Below are 15,324 nucleotides of genomic sequence, written 5' to 3' on the forward strand. Positions count from 1 at the left end.
CGCCGCCGCGCATCACTCAGCATAGTTCTTCGCTGGTCTTCAATGATCCTCCCGAAACTGATCGTTATGATCCATGTCAATGAGCGGGTGGAATACAGTTCAGCCTTCGGCTCTATCCGGCCTTAGAAGGAAACGTACGGGTGAGGTAGTGTTGGATTGTGTCGACGAGGCGGTCCGAATCGGCGCCCCAGATCAGGTGGTCATCGCCCGGGAGCTCGATCAGCGTGGCGCCAACAATGCGCTCGGACAGGTAAAGTGCTTCTTCGACCTTGACCCATCGATCGCCTTTCCTGTGGAGTATGAGAGTGGGCACATGAATCGCGTGGAGGATACTACGGACATCGACTTCGGCGCCCCAGCGCCATAGTGCGATCGCGTCGGAAGGAGACGCCGAATTCCTCAGATAGGCTGCAAACCATTGTTGCTCGTGCGCATCGTTCGCCAAGCTCGGCGCCCCTCTTCCCAAATCCCAAGGCTCTCCCCACTTGCGTTCGATTTCGGCCAGTTCTTCTTCCATGTCCTCTCTAGTCTTTGCCCAAGGATAGTCCGGTGACCAAAGTCCTTGAGCATAAGCACCGTGAAGAATGAGTGCCTCGGTTCGTTCGGGATAGGTCGCCGCAAAAAGCATGCATAGGACGCCCCCTTCGGAACTGCCGAATAAGACTGTCCGTCGCGATCCAATTGCATCGAGTACCGCCCGCAAATCGTCCGCCCGCTCCTGCATCGTTGGAAAGCCCACGTTGCGATCGGAAAGCCCAGTGCCTCGCTTGTCGATGCGGACCAGCCGGCAAAATGACCCAAGCCGCCGCAGCACATGCGTAAGCCGAGGAGATTCCCAGGCATAGTCGAGGTTGGAAACCCAGCCCTGTACGTAGACGAGGTCGAACGGCCCCCCGCCGGTTACCTGATAGGCAACGCTGACCCCGCCCGACTTTACATAGTGTGTTTCTGGGCGCAGCGAGGCTGGCACCGGGTTATCGACTGGATTTCCCTCATAACTTAAGCACGGTGTTACGCTCGGTTTGGACGGTACGAAACGGCTAGCACGGAGCCTGTCGTTCAGCTCACGCGTCTCCTTCTCCGGTTCCACCTGGAGGTGCTTGCGAAGGACCTCGCGGCATTGGGCATACTGCCTCAGTGCCATGTTCAGTCGGCCTTGGCGGGCGTAGATTTGCATGAGGCCTCGGTGGATGTCTTCCCTAAGAGGATCAGACCCGATCAAGCGCCTCGCTGCCTGGACATATGCGGCCAGATTGTTCTCGACCGAATAGTGATGAAGAAGTTTTTCCAGAACGCCGATCCAAATCGTCCTCAATCTCTCACGTTCCACCCTGAGCCAGTCGTTGAACGGTTCTTCCTTCAGGGCGAAGCCATCGAGCAAGTCACCGCGATAGACAACGACGGCTTGCTCAAGCTGCTCGAGGGCTATACCTGACGCTAGGCGCTCGAACCGTGCCACATCGATCTCAAGATCGTCGAGCTTGAGGGTGACATTGTCGCCGTGTGCCAAAAGGCGTCGGCCGTCTACCGATGGCAACGCCTTCCTGATCGCCGACAGAGCCTGTCTAAGGTTCATCCGCGCCTGCGGCTCCCCAGTATCGCCCCATAGAAGCGCGGCGAGTTTCTCGCGCGAATGGGACTGTCCAGGATTGAGTGCGAGATAAGTCACCAAACCACGCGCTTTGCGGCTCAGCGCTGCATTGGCAAGCTCGCCTCCAGCAAGAGTGAAGCCGCCGAATAACAGAAGTTGTGTTTGCGCCACCGTTCGCAAGCCATGTTGGACACTCGATTGTTCCCCGGACCTGGTGCGACTTCAACTGCAATCTGGCTGGACAGACGCTTTTCACGAACCAATCACAGTTCTTCGTACGCATCCCTCACGGCCATAGGAGAGGCTCTCAAATCAACACTTCGCAAGGGAAACGCTATGCTTGGCCCCAGCCTTTCCGATTGGCCCATTCGATCCAGGAGATCGTCAACGGTAGAACAGCCCCCCGGCGACATTCGGTTATCCCGTTATGACCTTGCACTGGCATCCTACCTGGAACAACAAGAAGCCCATCGCGCAGCGATCATGGCATCTCGACAACATGCGCAGATACGTCTGGGCACTCTGGCGCTCCTGCGTCTATCGAGGGTCGGCCGCTTCTTGAAACGGACAGCCCCGCCGCGATAAGACCTGTTGCGCTTCATCCGTGACAAAGCAGACAGTCTGCGTGCGGCCCCATTTCGGTCATTCACTACAAGGGAGTTCCTGGCGACCTGCGGCTAAATCGGCGATATCTCGAAGCCTGTAATTAGTCGCGTTCATCGTCCTTAGGTTCGCCAGACCATACGAGAGAATACGAAGGAAATGGGCTGGCGAACCACCCGCTAACGTATTGATTTTGTGTGGAAAACGTTGACCCTCAGCGACTAACTTAATCGTTATTTGCCAATGGGTTACGAAGCGGTTCGCCCAAATTGATTCAAGAAGCTGATCCAGCCACTCGCTGATCGCATTTACCTTCTGCCGAATGGCAGCTTTGCGCCTCATATTTGCGTGACAGCCGTCGAACCTTGGTAGCAGATTTTGCTAACGCCTCGGCCGAAATCGTTTCCGACCGAGCTGCTGTTTCGATTGCATCCGCGATCTCGTCCAGTTGGGTGCCGGTATCAGCGAGTAATAGGAAATCGCAACCGGCGTTAAGCGCATCAATTGCCACCGCAGCAACGCTATCGCCACGCATGGTGGCCATGGAGTCCAAGTCATCGGCCATAACGATACCATCAAAGCCGAGCGTCTTCTTCAAAACTTGGACTACGGTTTGCGACCGCAGCGCCGCTTTTGCATGATCGTAGGCCATCACAATGGCGGGGCCGACCATTATCATTTCCACCCCGGCAGCAATGGCAGCTCTAAAGGGTGCCAGTCCTGCCTCGACATCGGACAGAGCAAGGGGATTGATTGCATTCTCATCGACGGCCGGGTCGCCAGTCGTCGTGCTGTAACCTGGAAAATGCTTGGCAGTTGCCGCGACGCGTCCACTCTGTACGCCACGGATATAGGCCGCAGACAGGGTCGCGACCAACTCTGCGTTGTTTGACCATGTCCGCCCTTCCAACCATTTGTTCGGACCGGTCAATACGTCGACCACTGGCGACAGGAAGACATTGATGCCCATGCTGCTGGCCCCGGTTGCGATCAGCTTTGAAATCTCGGCTATCTCTTCTTCGGAGGCAAAGGGCAGATCGCGCAGCGCAGGAAACTGCGGAACCAAATCATGCAGGCGGCAAGTCCCGCCCATCTCCTGGTCCACTGCAGCAAGGAGCATGCCTGACCGTGCGCGGGCGGCATCGGTTACCCTCTGGAGGGTCTCCGCTGTCTCGGAATTTCGTCGCGAATCACTCATCCGGCGGGCCAGATATTCGTCGCGGCTTTCTCCCAGCAAGAGAGAGATTCCCCCACCGTCCAGAAACCGCTTTGTCGCATCACTGAGCAGCGTCCCGTCGAAGGCCGGGAGGAGAACCGCGCGTGCATCCTCGGTGATCGTGAAGGTCATAGGTCACTCCATCTAGATCCATCTCAAACGCTGCCTACTTCCGCAGAGCAAGGCTTGATGTCAAGCAGAAACGTGTATAATCAGGCGTTGAGAGATGAATGATTGTGCGAGAACACGGCACGGAAGCCGCCTGGTTTTGCATGTTCTGTAGTGCAGGTCGAACTCGTAACACACAGGGCTGGGCTCACTTGGCATAGGCTGCCTTGCATGGACTGTTCAGCTGTCCGCCCGGAGGATCAATGGTCAAGTTTGCACATATCGCGCTGTGGACACGCGATATCGATCGCGTCTGCGCATTCTGGGAGCGGATTTTTGATGCTGAGATCGGACCGCTTTACGAAAGCCGCAACCGGCTTGGTTTTTCATCGAGATTTCTTTCGCTGAAAGGCGGCATCATCGAAGTGATGTCTGGCCCCTGGGTCGCCGATAGGACGCCGAGCATGTAGGCTATGCCCACATAGCGATTTCGGTGGGCACTCGCGATGCAGTTGATCAGCTTGCTTCGAAGATGGAAAAGGAAGGTGTTCTGGTCGCCGCGCCGCGCCGCGCCGCGATTGACGGGAGACGGCTTTTATGAGGCGGTGATAGAGGATCCTGATGGCAATCTGATTGAAGTCACGACGTGAACGACAGAAGATGCGTATCGTGGCAGGAGATTCTGAGTGGCGAGCAAATTGGCGGACGAACTTCCTTTGGGCAGGCGAGACATTATTACCGCTCGGCTTGACCAGGGTCAGCCTGTCGTATCCGCGGCACTTGCGGTCGAGTTCGATATCTCCGAAGACGCCATACGACGGGACTTGAGGGCGATTGCAGCGGCGGGGCGCTGCCGCCGCGTCTATGGTGGAGCACTCCCGCTTCTTGCAAGCAGTGTTCCAATGTCAGTCCGAATGGACACCCGGCATCGACAAAAACAGGCGCTTGCGCAAACCGCCGCGACGATGATCCAGCCTGGAGAATTCATATTTCTGGACAGCGGTAGCACCAATCTGGCGCTGATCGATTTCTTGCCGAAAGGCTACGATCTGACCTTGGCCACCAATTCCATAGATATTGCCGGCGCAGCGCTGCGAAGACAGGACCTGAGACTAATCATGCTCGGCGGGACGGTCGATCTTGCAGTCGGCGGTTGCGTTGATGCGGCGGCCATAGGAAGTCTCTCGCAGATGAATATCGACAGATCTTTCCTCGGCGTCTGTTCGGTTTCTCCGACATCCGGCCTAAGTGCATTCGACATTGCTGACGCGACCTTCAAGCGGGCACTGCTGGCGGCTAGCGATTATACTATCGCCTTGGCTACGACAGATAAGCTCGAGGTGCGAGCGCCGCACCGCGTATCCGAGATCAGCGAGATTGGCTGTGTCGTGCTTGAACATGATGCGCCAAAAAACCACCTCGACGATCTAGTGCGAGCTGGAGCCAATGTTGTAAAGGCCCTTCAGCCTTTCTGACATCAGCGGATAACGCGTCTATAGTGCGTCTGACACCATCTCGATCCTCTCTTCGGTGACCGCGTCGAAAAAGTGAAGCCGGTGATGCAGCAATGTCAGTTCAAGGTTGTCGCCGGCAGTTGGGCAGACCGTCTGATCCGAAGCGCGCTGTGTGATGGGGCCTATTTTCGTTTCAGTGAACACCAGACGCTCGTGTCCGAGGTTTTCGGTAACTGCCACCCTTCCTGTGATCGTCGGGCCCCCGCCATGCGCGCCGACAACCACGTGCTCCGGCCGTATGCCGACGATCACCTTGGATGGCAGGGCTCGCTTTGCCTTGACGGCAATATCCTGGTCCCCGATGCGTATGGTTGTCTGACCTGAACTCTCCGCTTCGAACGTATTCATTTTAGGAGAGCCGATGAAACGGGCGACGAAGAGGTTGGTCGGCTTGCTGTAGACCATATCAGGCGTGTCATACTGCATCAGATTGTGGGTGCCCTTCACCGCAATCGGGGCAAGCACCGCGATCTTGTCGCCCATGGTCATCGCCTCGACCTGGTCGTGCGTGACATAGATCATCGTTGCTCCCAGCCTCTTGTGCAACTGGCGCAGTTCCAGGCGGATCGAAGCGCGGAATTCCGCGTCCAGGTTCGACAGCGGCTCGTCGAACAGAAACACCTTGGGATGACGAACGATGGCGCGGGCCAGTGCGACGCGTTGGCGTTGGCCGCCGGAAAGCCTTCCGGGGCGCTTGTGCAGATGATCCGTCAATCCAACCATCTTCGCCACCTCACGAACGGCGCGATCGATTTCGGTGGCATCGATTTTCCGGATCTTCATGCCAAAGGCGATATTCTCGAAGACCGACATGTTGGGATAAAGCGCATAGTTCTGGAAAACCATTGCGACATTGCGGTCGGCAGGATTGGCTGCCGAAACATTGTCTTCATCGATGAATATGTCTCCGCCCGAATGCGGCTCAAGCCCTGCTATGAGGCGCAGGATCGTGGATTTGCCACAGCCGGAGGGACCGACCAGGACCGTGAACTCACCGTCGGCGATCTCCATTTGCAGCGACTTGACGATGGTTGCGGACCCGTAGGCGATGTCGATGTTCCGAAGCGAAACGTTGGCCATTTTCCAGTCCTTGTGAAATCTGTGCACTGTTGGGTTGCGGCCCCAGCCCGCTAGTGTGGGCTATTTGACCGCGCCCAGGCTCAACCCCTGCACGATGCGACGCTGCGCGACGATTGCAAAAAGCGCCATGGGCAAAATGACGATGATGGATGCGGCCGACATCGCGCCCCAATCTATTGAGGCGTAGCCACGGAATCCCGCTACGGCCAGCGTGACTGTCTGTGCCCGGTCGAAAGTCAGAGCGAGGGCAATGGTCAACTCGTTCCACATTTTAATCGAGTTGAGGATGGCGGTTGCCGCGAGTCCTGGAGCCGCGATCGGAACGTAGATCTTCCAGATGATCTGTGCGGTCGACGCGCCTTCAAGCTGAGCAGCCTCAGCCAGGGACGAAGGCACATCGGCAAAGAAGGCACGCACGAGCCAGATAGTGAACGGCAAGGTAAAAATCTGATAGACGATCGCCAGTCCGATCACCGTGTCGTATAGGCCGACATATTGATAGAATACATACATCGGGATCACGAAAAGGAACTCGGGGAGCATGTAAGATATTAGCAGCCAGACCAGAATGGCCTTCTTTCCCGGCACGCGGCGTTTGTTCAGGATGTATGCGGCGGGGATGCCGACGGCGAAAGCTATAAGGTTGCCCATCACACACACGAGCACGCTATTGAAAAATGCGCCCGAAAAACCACTAGTGGTCCAGGCGCGTTGAAAATGCTCCCAAACCGGCGAGAAAAACCAGACCGGCGGAATGGCGAAGGCGTCGGTGCGGGTTTTCAGAGCGATCATCAAGATCCACAGGATTGGGAAGATCGAAATAATCGCAGCGAGAATTGCCGCGGCGTAGCGCCAGGCGATGCCGATGGATGACGGTTTCACGATGCGTCCTCTTCGGTGGTGTCGAGCCGCAGGTAGGCAAGGCAAAGCACCAGGATGATCACGGAAAAGACCACCGAAAGTGCCGCGGACTCGCCGAAGCGATGAAACTTGAATGCGGTCTGGTAGGCCAGCGTTTGCACGACTTCAGTGGCACGGAGCGGTCCGCCACCCGTGGTACCGAAAACAATGTCAAAGATCTTGAGCGTGTCCACCGTGCGGAAAATGATCACCGTGATCAGCACCGGCTTGAGCATCGGCAAGGTGATGTGCCGGAACGTTGCCCAGGGACTGGCGCCCTCAAGCTGCGCGGCTTCGAATGGCTCGGCCGGCAAGCCCTTGAGCGCGGAGGACAGGATGATGAAGGAAAAGGCCGTCTGCCACCACGTGTCGATCATAATGATGGAAGGCATAGCGGTGGGCACGGTACCCAGCCAGGCAGGACCGGCGATGCCAATTTGGGAGAGGAAGTAATTGATGATCCCCTGGGTCGGGTCGAGCAGCACTTTCCATACCAGGGATACGGCGATACCGGAAACCATAAGAGGCATCAGAAGAATGGTCCGGATTATTCCCGCACCCACGGAGAGGCGATTGATGACCAGCGCCAGACCGAGTCCGAGCAGGGTCTCCACGACAACGGCAGAAACTGAAAAGATAACGGTGTTGAAGAATGCGCCGCGAAACTGAGGTTTGGTCAGGACGTTGATAAAATTTGTCAGTCCGACGAAATTGCTGGTTTTGCCCCAGTTCCAGTCGGTAAAGGACAGATAGACTGAATAGATCACCGGATAGAACGTGTTGACCGCCAGCATCAACAATGCCGGGACCAGAAGCCAGTAGGGGCTAAACGCCGTACGCCGCATGGTCTTCTCCAACATCAGGGGCATTTGTAGGCCGGCGCGGCGGGCGAGGCATCGCCCCGCCCGTGGCAAGCATTATTGGAACGTGCCGGCCAGCGCTTCCTGCAAGCCGTTAGCAGCATCTTGCGGAGGCGTGCCCGCGACCATCGCGTGGATTGTGTCTACAATCTGCAGGACGACTTCACTCCAGCCTTCGCGAAAGACGGAGGTTGAACGGGTGTGCTGCATCTGAGTCTGGACCGCCTCGATATAGCCTGGGTTGAGTGCGGCCTTATATCCCGCGTCGGCCCAGGACGAGAGGCGCGGAGCGCCGCCGGTGTTTTTGCCAAGTTCGGCGGTCATGGCAGTGCCCGTCGCCCATTCGACGAAGAGCCAAGCGGCGTCTTTCTTCTTCGAGTTCTTTGGGATCGAGATGCCCCACGACCAGTGACCGCTATAGCCGATGTTGCCAGCGGATGGGGGAAGGGGCGCATAGCCGACCTTCCCGGCGATCTTGGATGAAGCAGGGTCTTCGAAGCCAGGGCCAAAGACCGAAGCGTCAACGAAAAAGGCAGCGTGCCCTTCGGAAAAGAAGCGACTGGCGTCTTCCCAGCCATACGACAAGACACTTGGTGGGCCGGCCTTCAGCAGGCCCGCATAGTAGGACAGGCCTTTGGCAATGCGCGGATCGTTGAACCGCGGCTTGGCCCAATCGCCATCGAACCAGATGTTTTCCGGCAGCGCCGCAGGCTGGTCGCCCCAGGCATCAAGCACGATCCCGGTCATCGTGTCGACAAGCTCGGCCGATCGCTTGCCGCGCATCGCGGCGCCGAAATCTTGCCCACCGCCAGCCGCTGTTACCTTCGCGGCATCGGCCATCAGCTCATCCATCGTCGCCGGGACCTTACCGTCCAGATACTTCTGGACGAGGTCCTTATTGTAGAAAAGCGTATAGGCTTCGAAGGAGATCGGGATCGAATAAAGCTGCGCCGCTGAATCGTTTACCGGAAACGTGGCGCCAAGTCGGAAGCCAGCAGGGTAGTCCTGCAGGTTGTAAGTGGGGTCTGTCTTGGCGTCGTCGTTCAGGTAGGGCGTGAGTGGCTCAACTGCGTCTGCGCTCCATTGTTCGAACAGTGCCGAGTCCATCTGGACCATGTAGGCATCGGCGACAGATTCCGTGGAGCGAACCGCGAGGTTCATGCGATCGGAGTAAAGGTCCTCGGCGAACGCTGAGATATTCACCTTAATGCCGGTCAAAGCCTCGAACTGGGAAATGTTCTTTCTCAGTGCAACGGTCCAAGGGTGCTCACTGAGAAGAACGGTTATTTCCGTGCCCGACTGAGCTTTCCAGTCGATGGCGAAAGCCGGGGCTGCCGCGGTGGTCAGAGCAGCGAGGGCTGCGGCGAGAATTTGCGCATGTCTTGTCAAACTCACTCTCTTCGTACTCACTTCGGACCCTCCTAAGGCAGCGTTACGTTGACAGCTTGTATTAACATGCTAATATCCTAATGTCGAGTCATCAAAACAGACGAATCGAGGAGCCGGCAAATTGAGTGAGCGAGGGTTCCGTAAGATGGGGGTTCGCAGGACCGGGGGCGTACCGATGTACGCGCAGGTGTCCGACATTCTAGCGGCGGACCTTGAGAGCGGCGCTAGGAGCGAAGAAGGCCCGCAACTGCCTTCGGAAAGCGCGCTCGCCAAGGAGTTCAAAGTATCCCGGGTGACGGTGCGGCAAGCGCTGAAGCGGCTTGAGGCGCGAGGGCTAATATACAGCGAACAGGGCCGTGGGTATTTTAAGACTGCGACACGCTTGGGGGGCGTCTCCGGATTTCACAGCTTCACCCAAGAAGTTCGCAAAACGGGCGACACGCCTGGCACCATCGTCCTTGAACGGCAAATTGTGGCGTCCTTGCCCCAGGATATGCAGAACCATTTGATAATTCAGCATCCGGCAAATGTTTCCCTCGTCTATCTCAAGCGCGTTCGCACGATAAACGAGGTGCCGATTGCGATCGAGGACGTCTACCTGCCGGTCGATATGTATTCCGGTATCGAGGGACTGAGCGTCGGAGAAGGCTCTCTCTACAGCCAGATCGAAGAGCGTTGGGGCGTGGTCCCAGCCTGGACCGATGCCCTGTTTGAGCCCGTCGCAGCAACCGAGGAGGAGGCGCGGGTGTTGAAGGTTCCCGTCGGGAGTCCGCTTTTGGTCGTTTGGCGTGTCACCCTGACAGAGAGCGATGACGTAGCGGAGTATGTGAAGTCCACCTATCGTGGGAGCGATTTCAAACTGCATGTCAGTCGCTATCGACTGGCGGACTGAGCCCGCATGACCGAGAAACTTGTCATCGGCTTGGACATTGGCGGAGGAAGCACGAAGCTTGGGCTCGTCTCGCCTGGCGGCACGATCGTCGCGCGTCGGCGGCTGACCTACGCTAAGGCGGCTACCGGCGATAAGATCCTCTCCGACTACGCCAGTGCCATCGACGATCTGATGCGCGGTCAAAAGGTCGAGCGGCTAGCCGGGATCGGCATCGGCTACCCCGGTCACATTCTCCCGGATCATATCAGTGGGGACGACAGCAATGTGCTGGCACTTGATGGTATGCCGATCGCCGAAATTCTGAAGCGCCGTTTTCAGTGCCCGGTCGGGCTCATGAACGATGCGGATGCGGGAGCGATTGCCGAGTATCGCTTCGGAGCCGGTCGTGGGGTCGATCGGCTGTTGATGGTCACCGTCGGCACCGGTATCGGTCTGGCTTTCCTGGCGGATGGTGTGCCGACAAATACTGCGAACGGGTGTCTTGGCGACGCCGGCCACGTCATTGTTGTGCGCGACAATCCAGTCCGGTGCCGGAAAGGCTGTCTGGGATGCCTCGAATCCGTTGCCTCAGGCCAGGCAATCGAAAGGCATGCTCGTCGGCTTCGGTCTGATCATAAGGCCACAAGTGCTACCGCCGCGCTCGTGCGCGATGCCCTGGGCGGCAATGCTTCAGCGTTAGGCATAATAGCCGAAGCCGGGAACTGGATCGGCATGGCTGCAGCCAGCTGGTGCAATATTTTTGCCCCGACAACGCTCTTGATCGGCGGCGGTATCAGCGCAGCAGGCGCGGTCCTTGTTGACGCCATCCTTCTTGAAACGAAGCGTCGCGGCATGCCCTCCAACGTCGAAAATGTGCGATTTGGGATCGCCGAACTCGGCAACGATGCGGGGATTATTGGAGCGGCGGCACAGATGTTCTGAGGCAGCTTTTCCAGGCCCGTCTCATATCTCGAAATTTACGGATGGAGTTGTCATGACTGTTGCAAAGAACTTCTTGGCCGATATCCACGAACAGCCCGCAGCAATACGCCGCGCCTTGGCCGGAGTGACGGGAGAGAAAGCTGCTCAAATAGAGGCACTCTCATCTGCTGTGGCCAACGGCAGGATACGCCACATCATCTTGACCGGAATGGGGGGATCGCTTTTCAGCGCTTACGGAAGTTGGCAGCGCTTGGCGCGTTTCATGCCCGTGCCAGTGTCCCTTTGGGACACTTCCGAACTTATCCAGCAGGCCCCAGAGCTCCTGCGTAGCGATACGCTGGTAATCGCAATTTCGCAGTCGGGAGAGAGCGTCGAGCTGAAGAAACTGTCCGAGGGCCCGATCCGACCATTCTTTCTAATCTCAATCACGAACGGACCGACAAATTCCTTATCGGAATGGGCCGATTGCGCTGTAGCAACAGATGCCGGCAAGGAAGACGCGGTCTCAACCAAGACCTATGTGGCCGGACTAGTGGCGCTTTACGTTGTCGAGCGGCTTTTCCTCGGTAGATCCGAGCATACAGTGGTTGACGTTGAGGCCGTGGCTGAGGCCGCGGCTGCCAGTCTTGGCAAGTTTGAAAGCCGCAGCCACGAGATTTTCGAATTCCTCGGTCATGACAAACCGCTTACCTTTATTGGCCGCGGTGCGAGCTATTCCAGCGCAGCCATGGGGGCATTAATGACTGCCGAAGCCGCGAAGCTCGACTGTACAGCGTTGACTGGTGGACAGTTCCGCCACGGTCCGCTGGAGCTCGTAAGAGAGGGCTTTCGCGCGGTGCTATTCCTCGGAAGTGGTCCAGAACGCGAGCTAAACGAACTAACGGCATTGGATATCGCTCGCTTCGGAGGGCGCTGTGTTGTCGTCTGCTCCAGTCCTCCGGATGAATTACGAAGGCCGGAGATTGAAATTCTGGAGTTGCCTTACGCGACCGAAGCCTTGTTGCCAGCTCTGGAGATCATTCCGCTGCAGTTCATGATGGTGCCTTTGGCCGTAGCCCGTGGGTTTCCGCCCGCAGTTTTCCTCAATGGCACCAAGGTGACGGTCATCGAGTAGCCAGCCTCCGGACCAAACTTATTGCACCCAAGGACTCGGTTTATGAGTAACAAATCCAACGAATACGACTATGTCATCGTGGGGGCAGGGTCCGCAGGTTGCGTTCTGGCCAATCGCCTGACGGAGGACCCCAACGTCTCGGTCTGCCTTCTGGAGGCGGGACCCTCGGACCGAAGTCTCTTTATCCAGATGCCAGCCGCGCTGACGTTCCCCATAGAAAGTGACGTCTACAACTGGAAATTCGAAAGTGAGCCTGAATCCGCCTTGCATGGTCGCAGGATCGGCCAGGCGCGCGGCCGCTGCCTTGGTGGCAGCTCGTCGATCAACGGCATGGTCTTCGTCCGCGGCAACCCCAAGGACTATGACCAATGGGCCGGGGTTGGCGTCGAGGGCTGGAGCTTCGCCGACTGTCTGCCATATTTCATCAAGATGGAGAGCTTTGAGGACGGCCGCGATCCCAACAGGGGCGGCTCTGGCCCGTTGAGCGTAACCCGAAGCGAGGCCAAGCATCCGTTTTACGATGCTTTTCTGCGGGCAGGTGAGCAATATGGGCTCGGCAACGCCGGTGACTATAACAGCGGCAGCCAGGAAGGCGTGCACGTAACTCAGGCCACGATCCGCAAAGGCGTGCGCTGTTCGACCGCCGCAGCCTATCTGCGCCCGGCGATATCGCGCCCCAACCTGACCGTCAAAACCGGCTGTCTCGTTGAGAGGATCGCTTTTGACGGCACGACGGCAAAAGGCGTCGCCTATGGCCGCGATGGTCAGGCCGAAAAGGCGATTGCTGGGCGTGAGGTGATCCTGTCTGCCGGAACGATCGGTTCACCTCATCTCCTGATGCTCTCGGGTGTGGGTGAGGCCGGTCACCTGCGCAGCCATGGTATCCCGTTGGTCGCGCATAGCCCAGGTGTCGGGCAGAACCTGCAGGATCACGTCGTGGCCTCATTGCGCTTCCGTTCCAACGGCGCCGACGCCATCAACCGCAAACTGGAAGGTCTCGGACGGGTCAAACTTGGTCTGGAATGGCTGCTGTTCAGGTCCGGGCTGGGTGCTACCAGCTTCTTTGAAGTAGGCGCCTTTTTCGATGGCGGCAGCGGCACGGACTATTTCAACCTGCAGCACGAATTCTTGCCCTTTCTGGCCGACTTCCAGTCCGGAAAGGTGGTGCTTGGAGACGGCTTTCAATATTTTGTCAGCCAAATGCGCCCGTTCAGCCGCGGCGCGATCCGACTAAAATCAGCGGACCCAAAACAATATCCGGCAATTCGCTTCAACTATTTCGATGACCGGCGCGATATGACCGAAATGGTAGACGGTGTTCGCAAGACTCTGGAAATGGCCGGACAGGCTGCCTGGAGCAGGCACAGCGCGGCGCAACTGGACGATGTCAGTCGAAATTCAACCGATGCCGATATCGAGGTCTTTATCCGAAATGTCGCGAACACAGAACATCATCCAATCGGCACGTGCCGGATGGGCACGGACGGTGACGCGGTAACGGATGCCGTGGGTCTGGTGCATGGAATTGACCGTCTGCGCGTAGTAGACGGCTCAATCTTGCCGAAAATCCCCTCGGCCAACGTCAATGCGCCTATTATCATGGCTGCTGAGAAAATAGCAGCGGCGATTGTCAGGTCACATTAGAGAGAGCCGAATTCGCTCGCAGGAATAGACTCGGCATTGGATGGCGAAGTCCAAAGCCCGGCCCAGACAATCGAAAATGGGTACTGACTCAAGAGGGCGAGTGCGTCGCTCTGCGTCGGGTAAGAGGTCTCTGCGAAGTTGCCGTGGGAATTCAACTGATGTCGTCTGTCCCTTCTGGCGGCTAGCTATGATCGCGCCTTGGGGGTAGCGATCCAAGGTGTCACCTGCCAACAACGTTGTTAGCCGATCAGCGTATCAAAGTCAGGGCGGCTCTAAGAGGTAGGATGTTGGCAAACAGGGTTATCGAAATGCCGACTGCGATACGCAGCGGCCGATTCTACTGCAACCTGTTTTTCTTCGCTGCCGGCATCGGTCTCGGGTCGTGGGCTTCTTGCCTGCCCGTCCTCAGTGCTCAGAACAGTCTGGAGAAGGGCGAGCTCGGGCTGATACTCCTTTGCTTCGCACTGGGCGCCATCGTGGCGATGACGAATGTTGGACGGCTTACGGCGCGCTATAGCTGCAGCACGCTCAGCTTAGGCGGAGCGGTGACGTTCGGCGCAGCGCTTGTCATCGTCCCATTTGTGTCGGGCAATGCCTGGCTAGCCTCCATCGTATTTGTTGCAGGTTCCGGCTTCGGCACACTGGATGTCTCGATGAACACCGATGCATCCGCCCTGGAGCGTCGCTCCGGCCGGCATCTGATGTCTTCATTTCATGCAATGTTCAGTTTTGGTAATCTGGCTGGCGCTTTCACTGTCGGCCAGATCTTGTCTCACGGCGGCGCGCTGGCGGTTTGTCTAGGCGCGACCGGCATCGGCGTGGCCGTATTTGCGATCGTCGCCAACTTAGGCTCATCGCGAAATGCTGACCCGACCGATGCCCTTCGAGCTCGAGCCAGCAGCGGCGGCAGGCTCGACCGTGTGCAGAAAGCGTATCTTTATCTGATCGGGGCAATCGCCTTCCTGTCCATGTTGGGTGAAGGCGGAATCATGGATTGGAGCGCGATCTATATTGTCAATGTGTTCAGTGGAACCGAAAGCGCCGGCGCCTACGGTTTTGCGGTCTTCGCAACGATGATGGCGTTCGGCCGCCTGTTCGGCGACGCAATCACCACCCGCATAGGTTCGACGCGGCTCCTGTACTATTGTTCGATCATTTGTGCGGCTTCGGTAGGGTTGCTGGTGCTGGCAGGCAACCTCGTCGTCGTCTTCCTTGCCTTGGCCCTATGCGGGTTGAGCGTTGCCAATCTCGTACCTTTGGCATTCGCTGCTGCCGGCCGTTCAGGCGGCGCAGCCGCCGGCCGCGCGATGTCAATCGTGACGACGATGGGCTATGCTGGCTTGCTGACGGGACCTGCGGTGCTTGGTTTCGTGGCGCAGGCATATTCTCTTTCAGTCACCTTCATATTGATCGCCGTGGCGTTTATCCTGGTTGCACTGGCTACGCGGGTGCTTCGCAAAGACTGACGCGGCCATTGCCGGACGCAGAACAG

14 protein-coding genes are annotated in these 15,324 nt (G+C 57.7%); 8 read left to right on the top strand and 6 right to left on the bottom strand.

The annotated features are described in order from the left end of the window. Positions 1-112 precede the first annotated feature (112 nt). Positions 113-1,762 (bottom strand): alpha/beta hydrolase, encoded by a 1,650-nt coding sequence (locus JG747_RS13260; protein ID WP_202361921.1) that lies wholly within the window; start codon positions 1,760-1,762, stop codon positions 113-115. Between the two features lie 706 nt (positions 1,763-2,468). Further along, on the bottom strand, positions 2,469-3,542 hold the full coding sequence (locus tag JG747_RS13265) for a glycoside hydrolase family 3 protein (protein WP_202361922.1): 1,074 nt from the start codon (positions 3,540-3,542) through the stop codon (positions 2,469-2,471). 239 nt (positions 3,543-3,781) lie between these two features. Here JG747_RS13265 and JG747_RS36935 point away from each other — a divergent pair, with 239 nt between their 5' ends. Genes JG747_RS36935 through JG747_RS13275 form a run of 3 tightly spaced genes read left to right on the top strand, consistent with a single transcriptional unit; the run spans position 3,782 to position 4,993 of the window. After that, the gene (locus JG747_RS36935) at positions 3,782-3,988 is read left to right on the top strand and encodes a hypothetical protein (protein WP_244748380.1); all 207 of its coding nucleotides are present in this window, start codon (positions 3,782-3,784) and stop codon (positions 3,986-3,988) included. 36 nt (positions 3,989-4,024) lie between these two features. Next, on the top strand, positions 4,025-4,168 hold the full coding sequence (locus JG747_RS36940; RefSeq protein ID WP_244748381.1) for a hypothetical protein: 144 nt from the start codon (positions 4,025-4,027) through the stop codon (positions 4,166-4,168). A 36-nt stretch (positions 4,169-4,204) separates the two neighbouring features. Continuing rightward, a complete protein-coding gene (locus JG747_RS13275) occupies positions 4,205-4,993 on the top strand; it encodes a DeoR/GlpR family DNA-binding transcription regulator (protein ID WP_244748382.1) in 789 nt (262 codons plus the stop codon). An 18-nt stretch (positions 4,994-5,011) separates the two neighbouring features. Here the strand turns inward: JG747_RS13275 and JG747_RS13280 are convergent, their stop codons facing one another. From JG747_RS13280 to JG747_RS13295, 4 genes are all read right to left on the bottom strand, one after another. After that, complete coding sequence (locus tag JG747_RS13280; RefSeq protein ID WP_244748383.1) at positions 5,012-6,043, bottom strand: ABC transporter ATP-binding protein; 1,032 nt, start codon at positions 6,041-6,043, stop codon at positions 5,012-5,014. Positions 6,044-6,172: 129 nt separating this feature from the next. Beyond that, positions 6,173-6,994 (bottom strand): carbohydrate ABC transporter permease, encoded by an 822-nt coding sequence (locus JG747_RS13285; RefSeq protein ID WP_202361924.1) that lies wholly within the window; start codon positions 6,992-6,994, stop codon positions 6,173-6,175. Beyond that, a complete protein-coding gene (locus JG747_RS13290; RefSeq protein ID WP_202361925.1) occupies positions 6,991-7,857 on the bottom strand; it encodes a carbohydrate ABC transporter permease in 867 nt (288 codons plus the stop codon). The genes JG747_RS13285 and JG747_RS13290 overlap by 4 nt, the downstream gene beginning before the upstream one ends. Positions 7,858-7,929: 72 nt before the next feature. Further along, a complete protein-coding gene (locus tag JG747_RS13295) occupies positions 7,930-9,261 on the bottom strand; it encodes an ABC transporter substrate-binding protein (RefSeq protein WP_202361926.1) in 1,332 nt (443 codons plus the stop codon). 175 nt (positions 9,262-9,436) lie between these two features. On the opposite strand from JG747_RS13295, the gene JG747_RS13300 reads away from it, so the two are divergent. The 5 genes from JG747_RS13300 (at position 9,437) to JG747_RS13320 (ending at position 15,298) form a co-directional block, all read left to right on the top strand. Beyond that, positions 9,437-10,153, top strand: a complete 717-nt coding sequence (locus tag JG747_RS13300) for a GntR family transcriptional regulator (RefSeq protein WP_202361927.1) — start codon at positions 9,437-9,439, stop codon at positions 10,151-10,153. 6 nt (positions 10,154-10,159) lie between these two features. Next, entirely contained in the window at positions 10,160-11,074 is a 915-nt protein-coding gene (locus JG747_RS13305; RefSeq protein ID WP_202361928.1) for an ROK family protein, read from the top strand. A 52-nt stretch (positions 11,075-11,126) separates the two neighbouring features. Beyond that, entirely contained in the window at positions 11,127-12,188 is a 1,062-nt protein-coding gene (locus JG747_RS13310) for an SIS domain-containing protein (RefSeq protein WP_202361929.1), read from the top strand. Between the two features lie 42 nt (positions 12,189-12,230). Beyond that, positions 12,231-13,832, top strand: a complete 1,602-nt coding sequence (locus tag JG747_RS13315; protein WP_202361930.1) for a GMC family oxidoreductase — start codon at positions 12,231-12,233, stop codon at positions 13,830-13,832. Between the two features lie 284 nt (positions 13,833-14,116). Continuing rightward, the gene (locus JG747_RS13320) at positions 14,117-15,298 is read left to right on the top strand and encodes an MFS transporter (RefSeq protein WP_244748384.1); all 1,182 of its coding nucleotides are present in this window, start codon (positions 14,117-14,119) and stop codon (positions 15,296-15,298) included. Positions 15,299-15,324: the final 26 nt, after the last annotated feature.

The sequence above is a fragment of the Mesorhizobium sp. 131-3-5 genome (assembly GCF_016756575.1).
In the GTDB taxonomy this organism is placed as follows: Bacteria; Pseudomonadota; Alphaproteobacteria; order Rhizobiales; family Rhizobiaceae; genus Mesorhizobium; species Mesorhizobium jarvisii.

Excerpts from the sequence above, each read along its gene's own strand:
- JG747_RS13265 (WP_202361922.1), bottom strand. The coding sequence starts at position 3,542 with ATGACCTTCACGATCACCGAGGATGCACGCGCGGTTCTCCTCCCGGCC.
- JG747_RS36935 (WP_244748380.1), top strand. The coding sequence starts at position 3,782 with ATGGTCAAGTTTGCACATATCGCGCTGTGGACACGCGATATCGATCGC.
- JG747_RS36940 (WP_244748381.1), top strand. The coding sequence starts at position 4,025 with ATGCAGTTGATCAGCTTGCTTCGAAGATGGAAAAGGAAGGTGTTCTGG.
- JG747_RS13280 (WP_244748383.1), bottom strand. The coding sequence starts at position 6,043 with ATGGAGATCGCCGACGGTGAGTTCACGGTCCTGGTCGGTCCCTCCGGC.
- JG747_RS13290 (WP_202361925.1), bottom strand. The coding sequence starts at position 7,857 with ATGCGGCGTACGGCGTTTAGCCCCTACTGGCTTCTGGTCCCGGCATTG.
- JG747_RS13300 (WP_202361927.1), top strand. The coding sequence starts at position 9,437 with ATGTACGCGCAGGTGTCCGACATTCTAGCGGCGGACCTTGAGAGCGGC.
- JG747_RS13305 (WP_202361928.1), top strand. The coding sequence starts at position 10,160 with ATGACCGAGAAACTTGTCATCGGCTTGGACATTGGCGGAGGAAGCACG.
- JG747_RS13310 (WP_202361929.1), top strand. The coding sequence starts at position 11,127 with ATGACTGTTGCAAAGAACTTCTTGGCCGATATCCACGAACAGCCCGCA.
- JG747_RS13315 (WP_202361930.1), top strand. The coding sequence starts at position 12,231 with ATGAGTAACAAATCCAACGAATACGACTATGTCATCGTGGGGGCAGGG.
- JG747_RS13320 (WP_244748384.1), top strand. The coding sequence starts at position 14,117 with ATGTTGGCAAACAGGGTTATCGAAATGCCGACTGCGATACGCAGCGGC.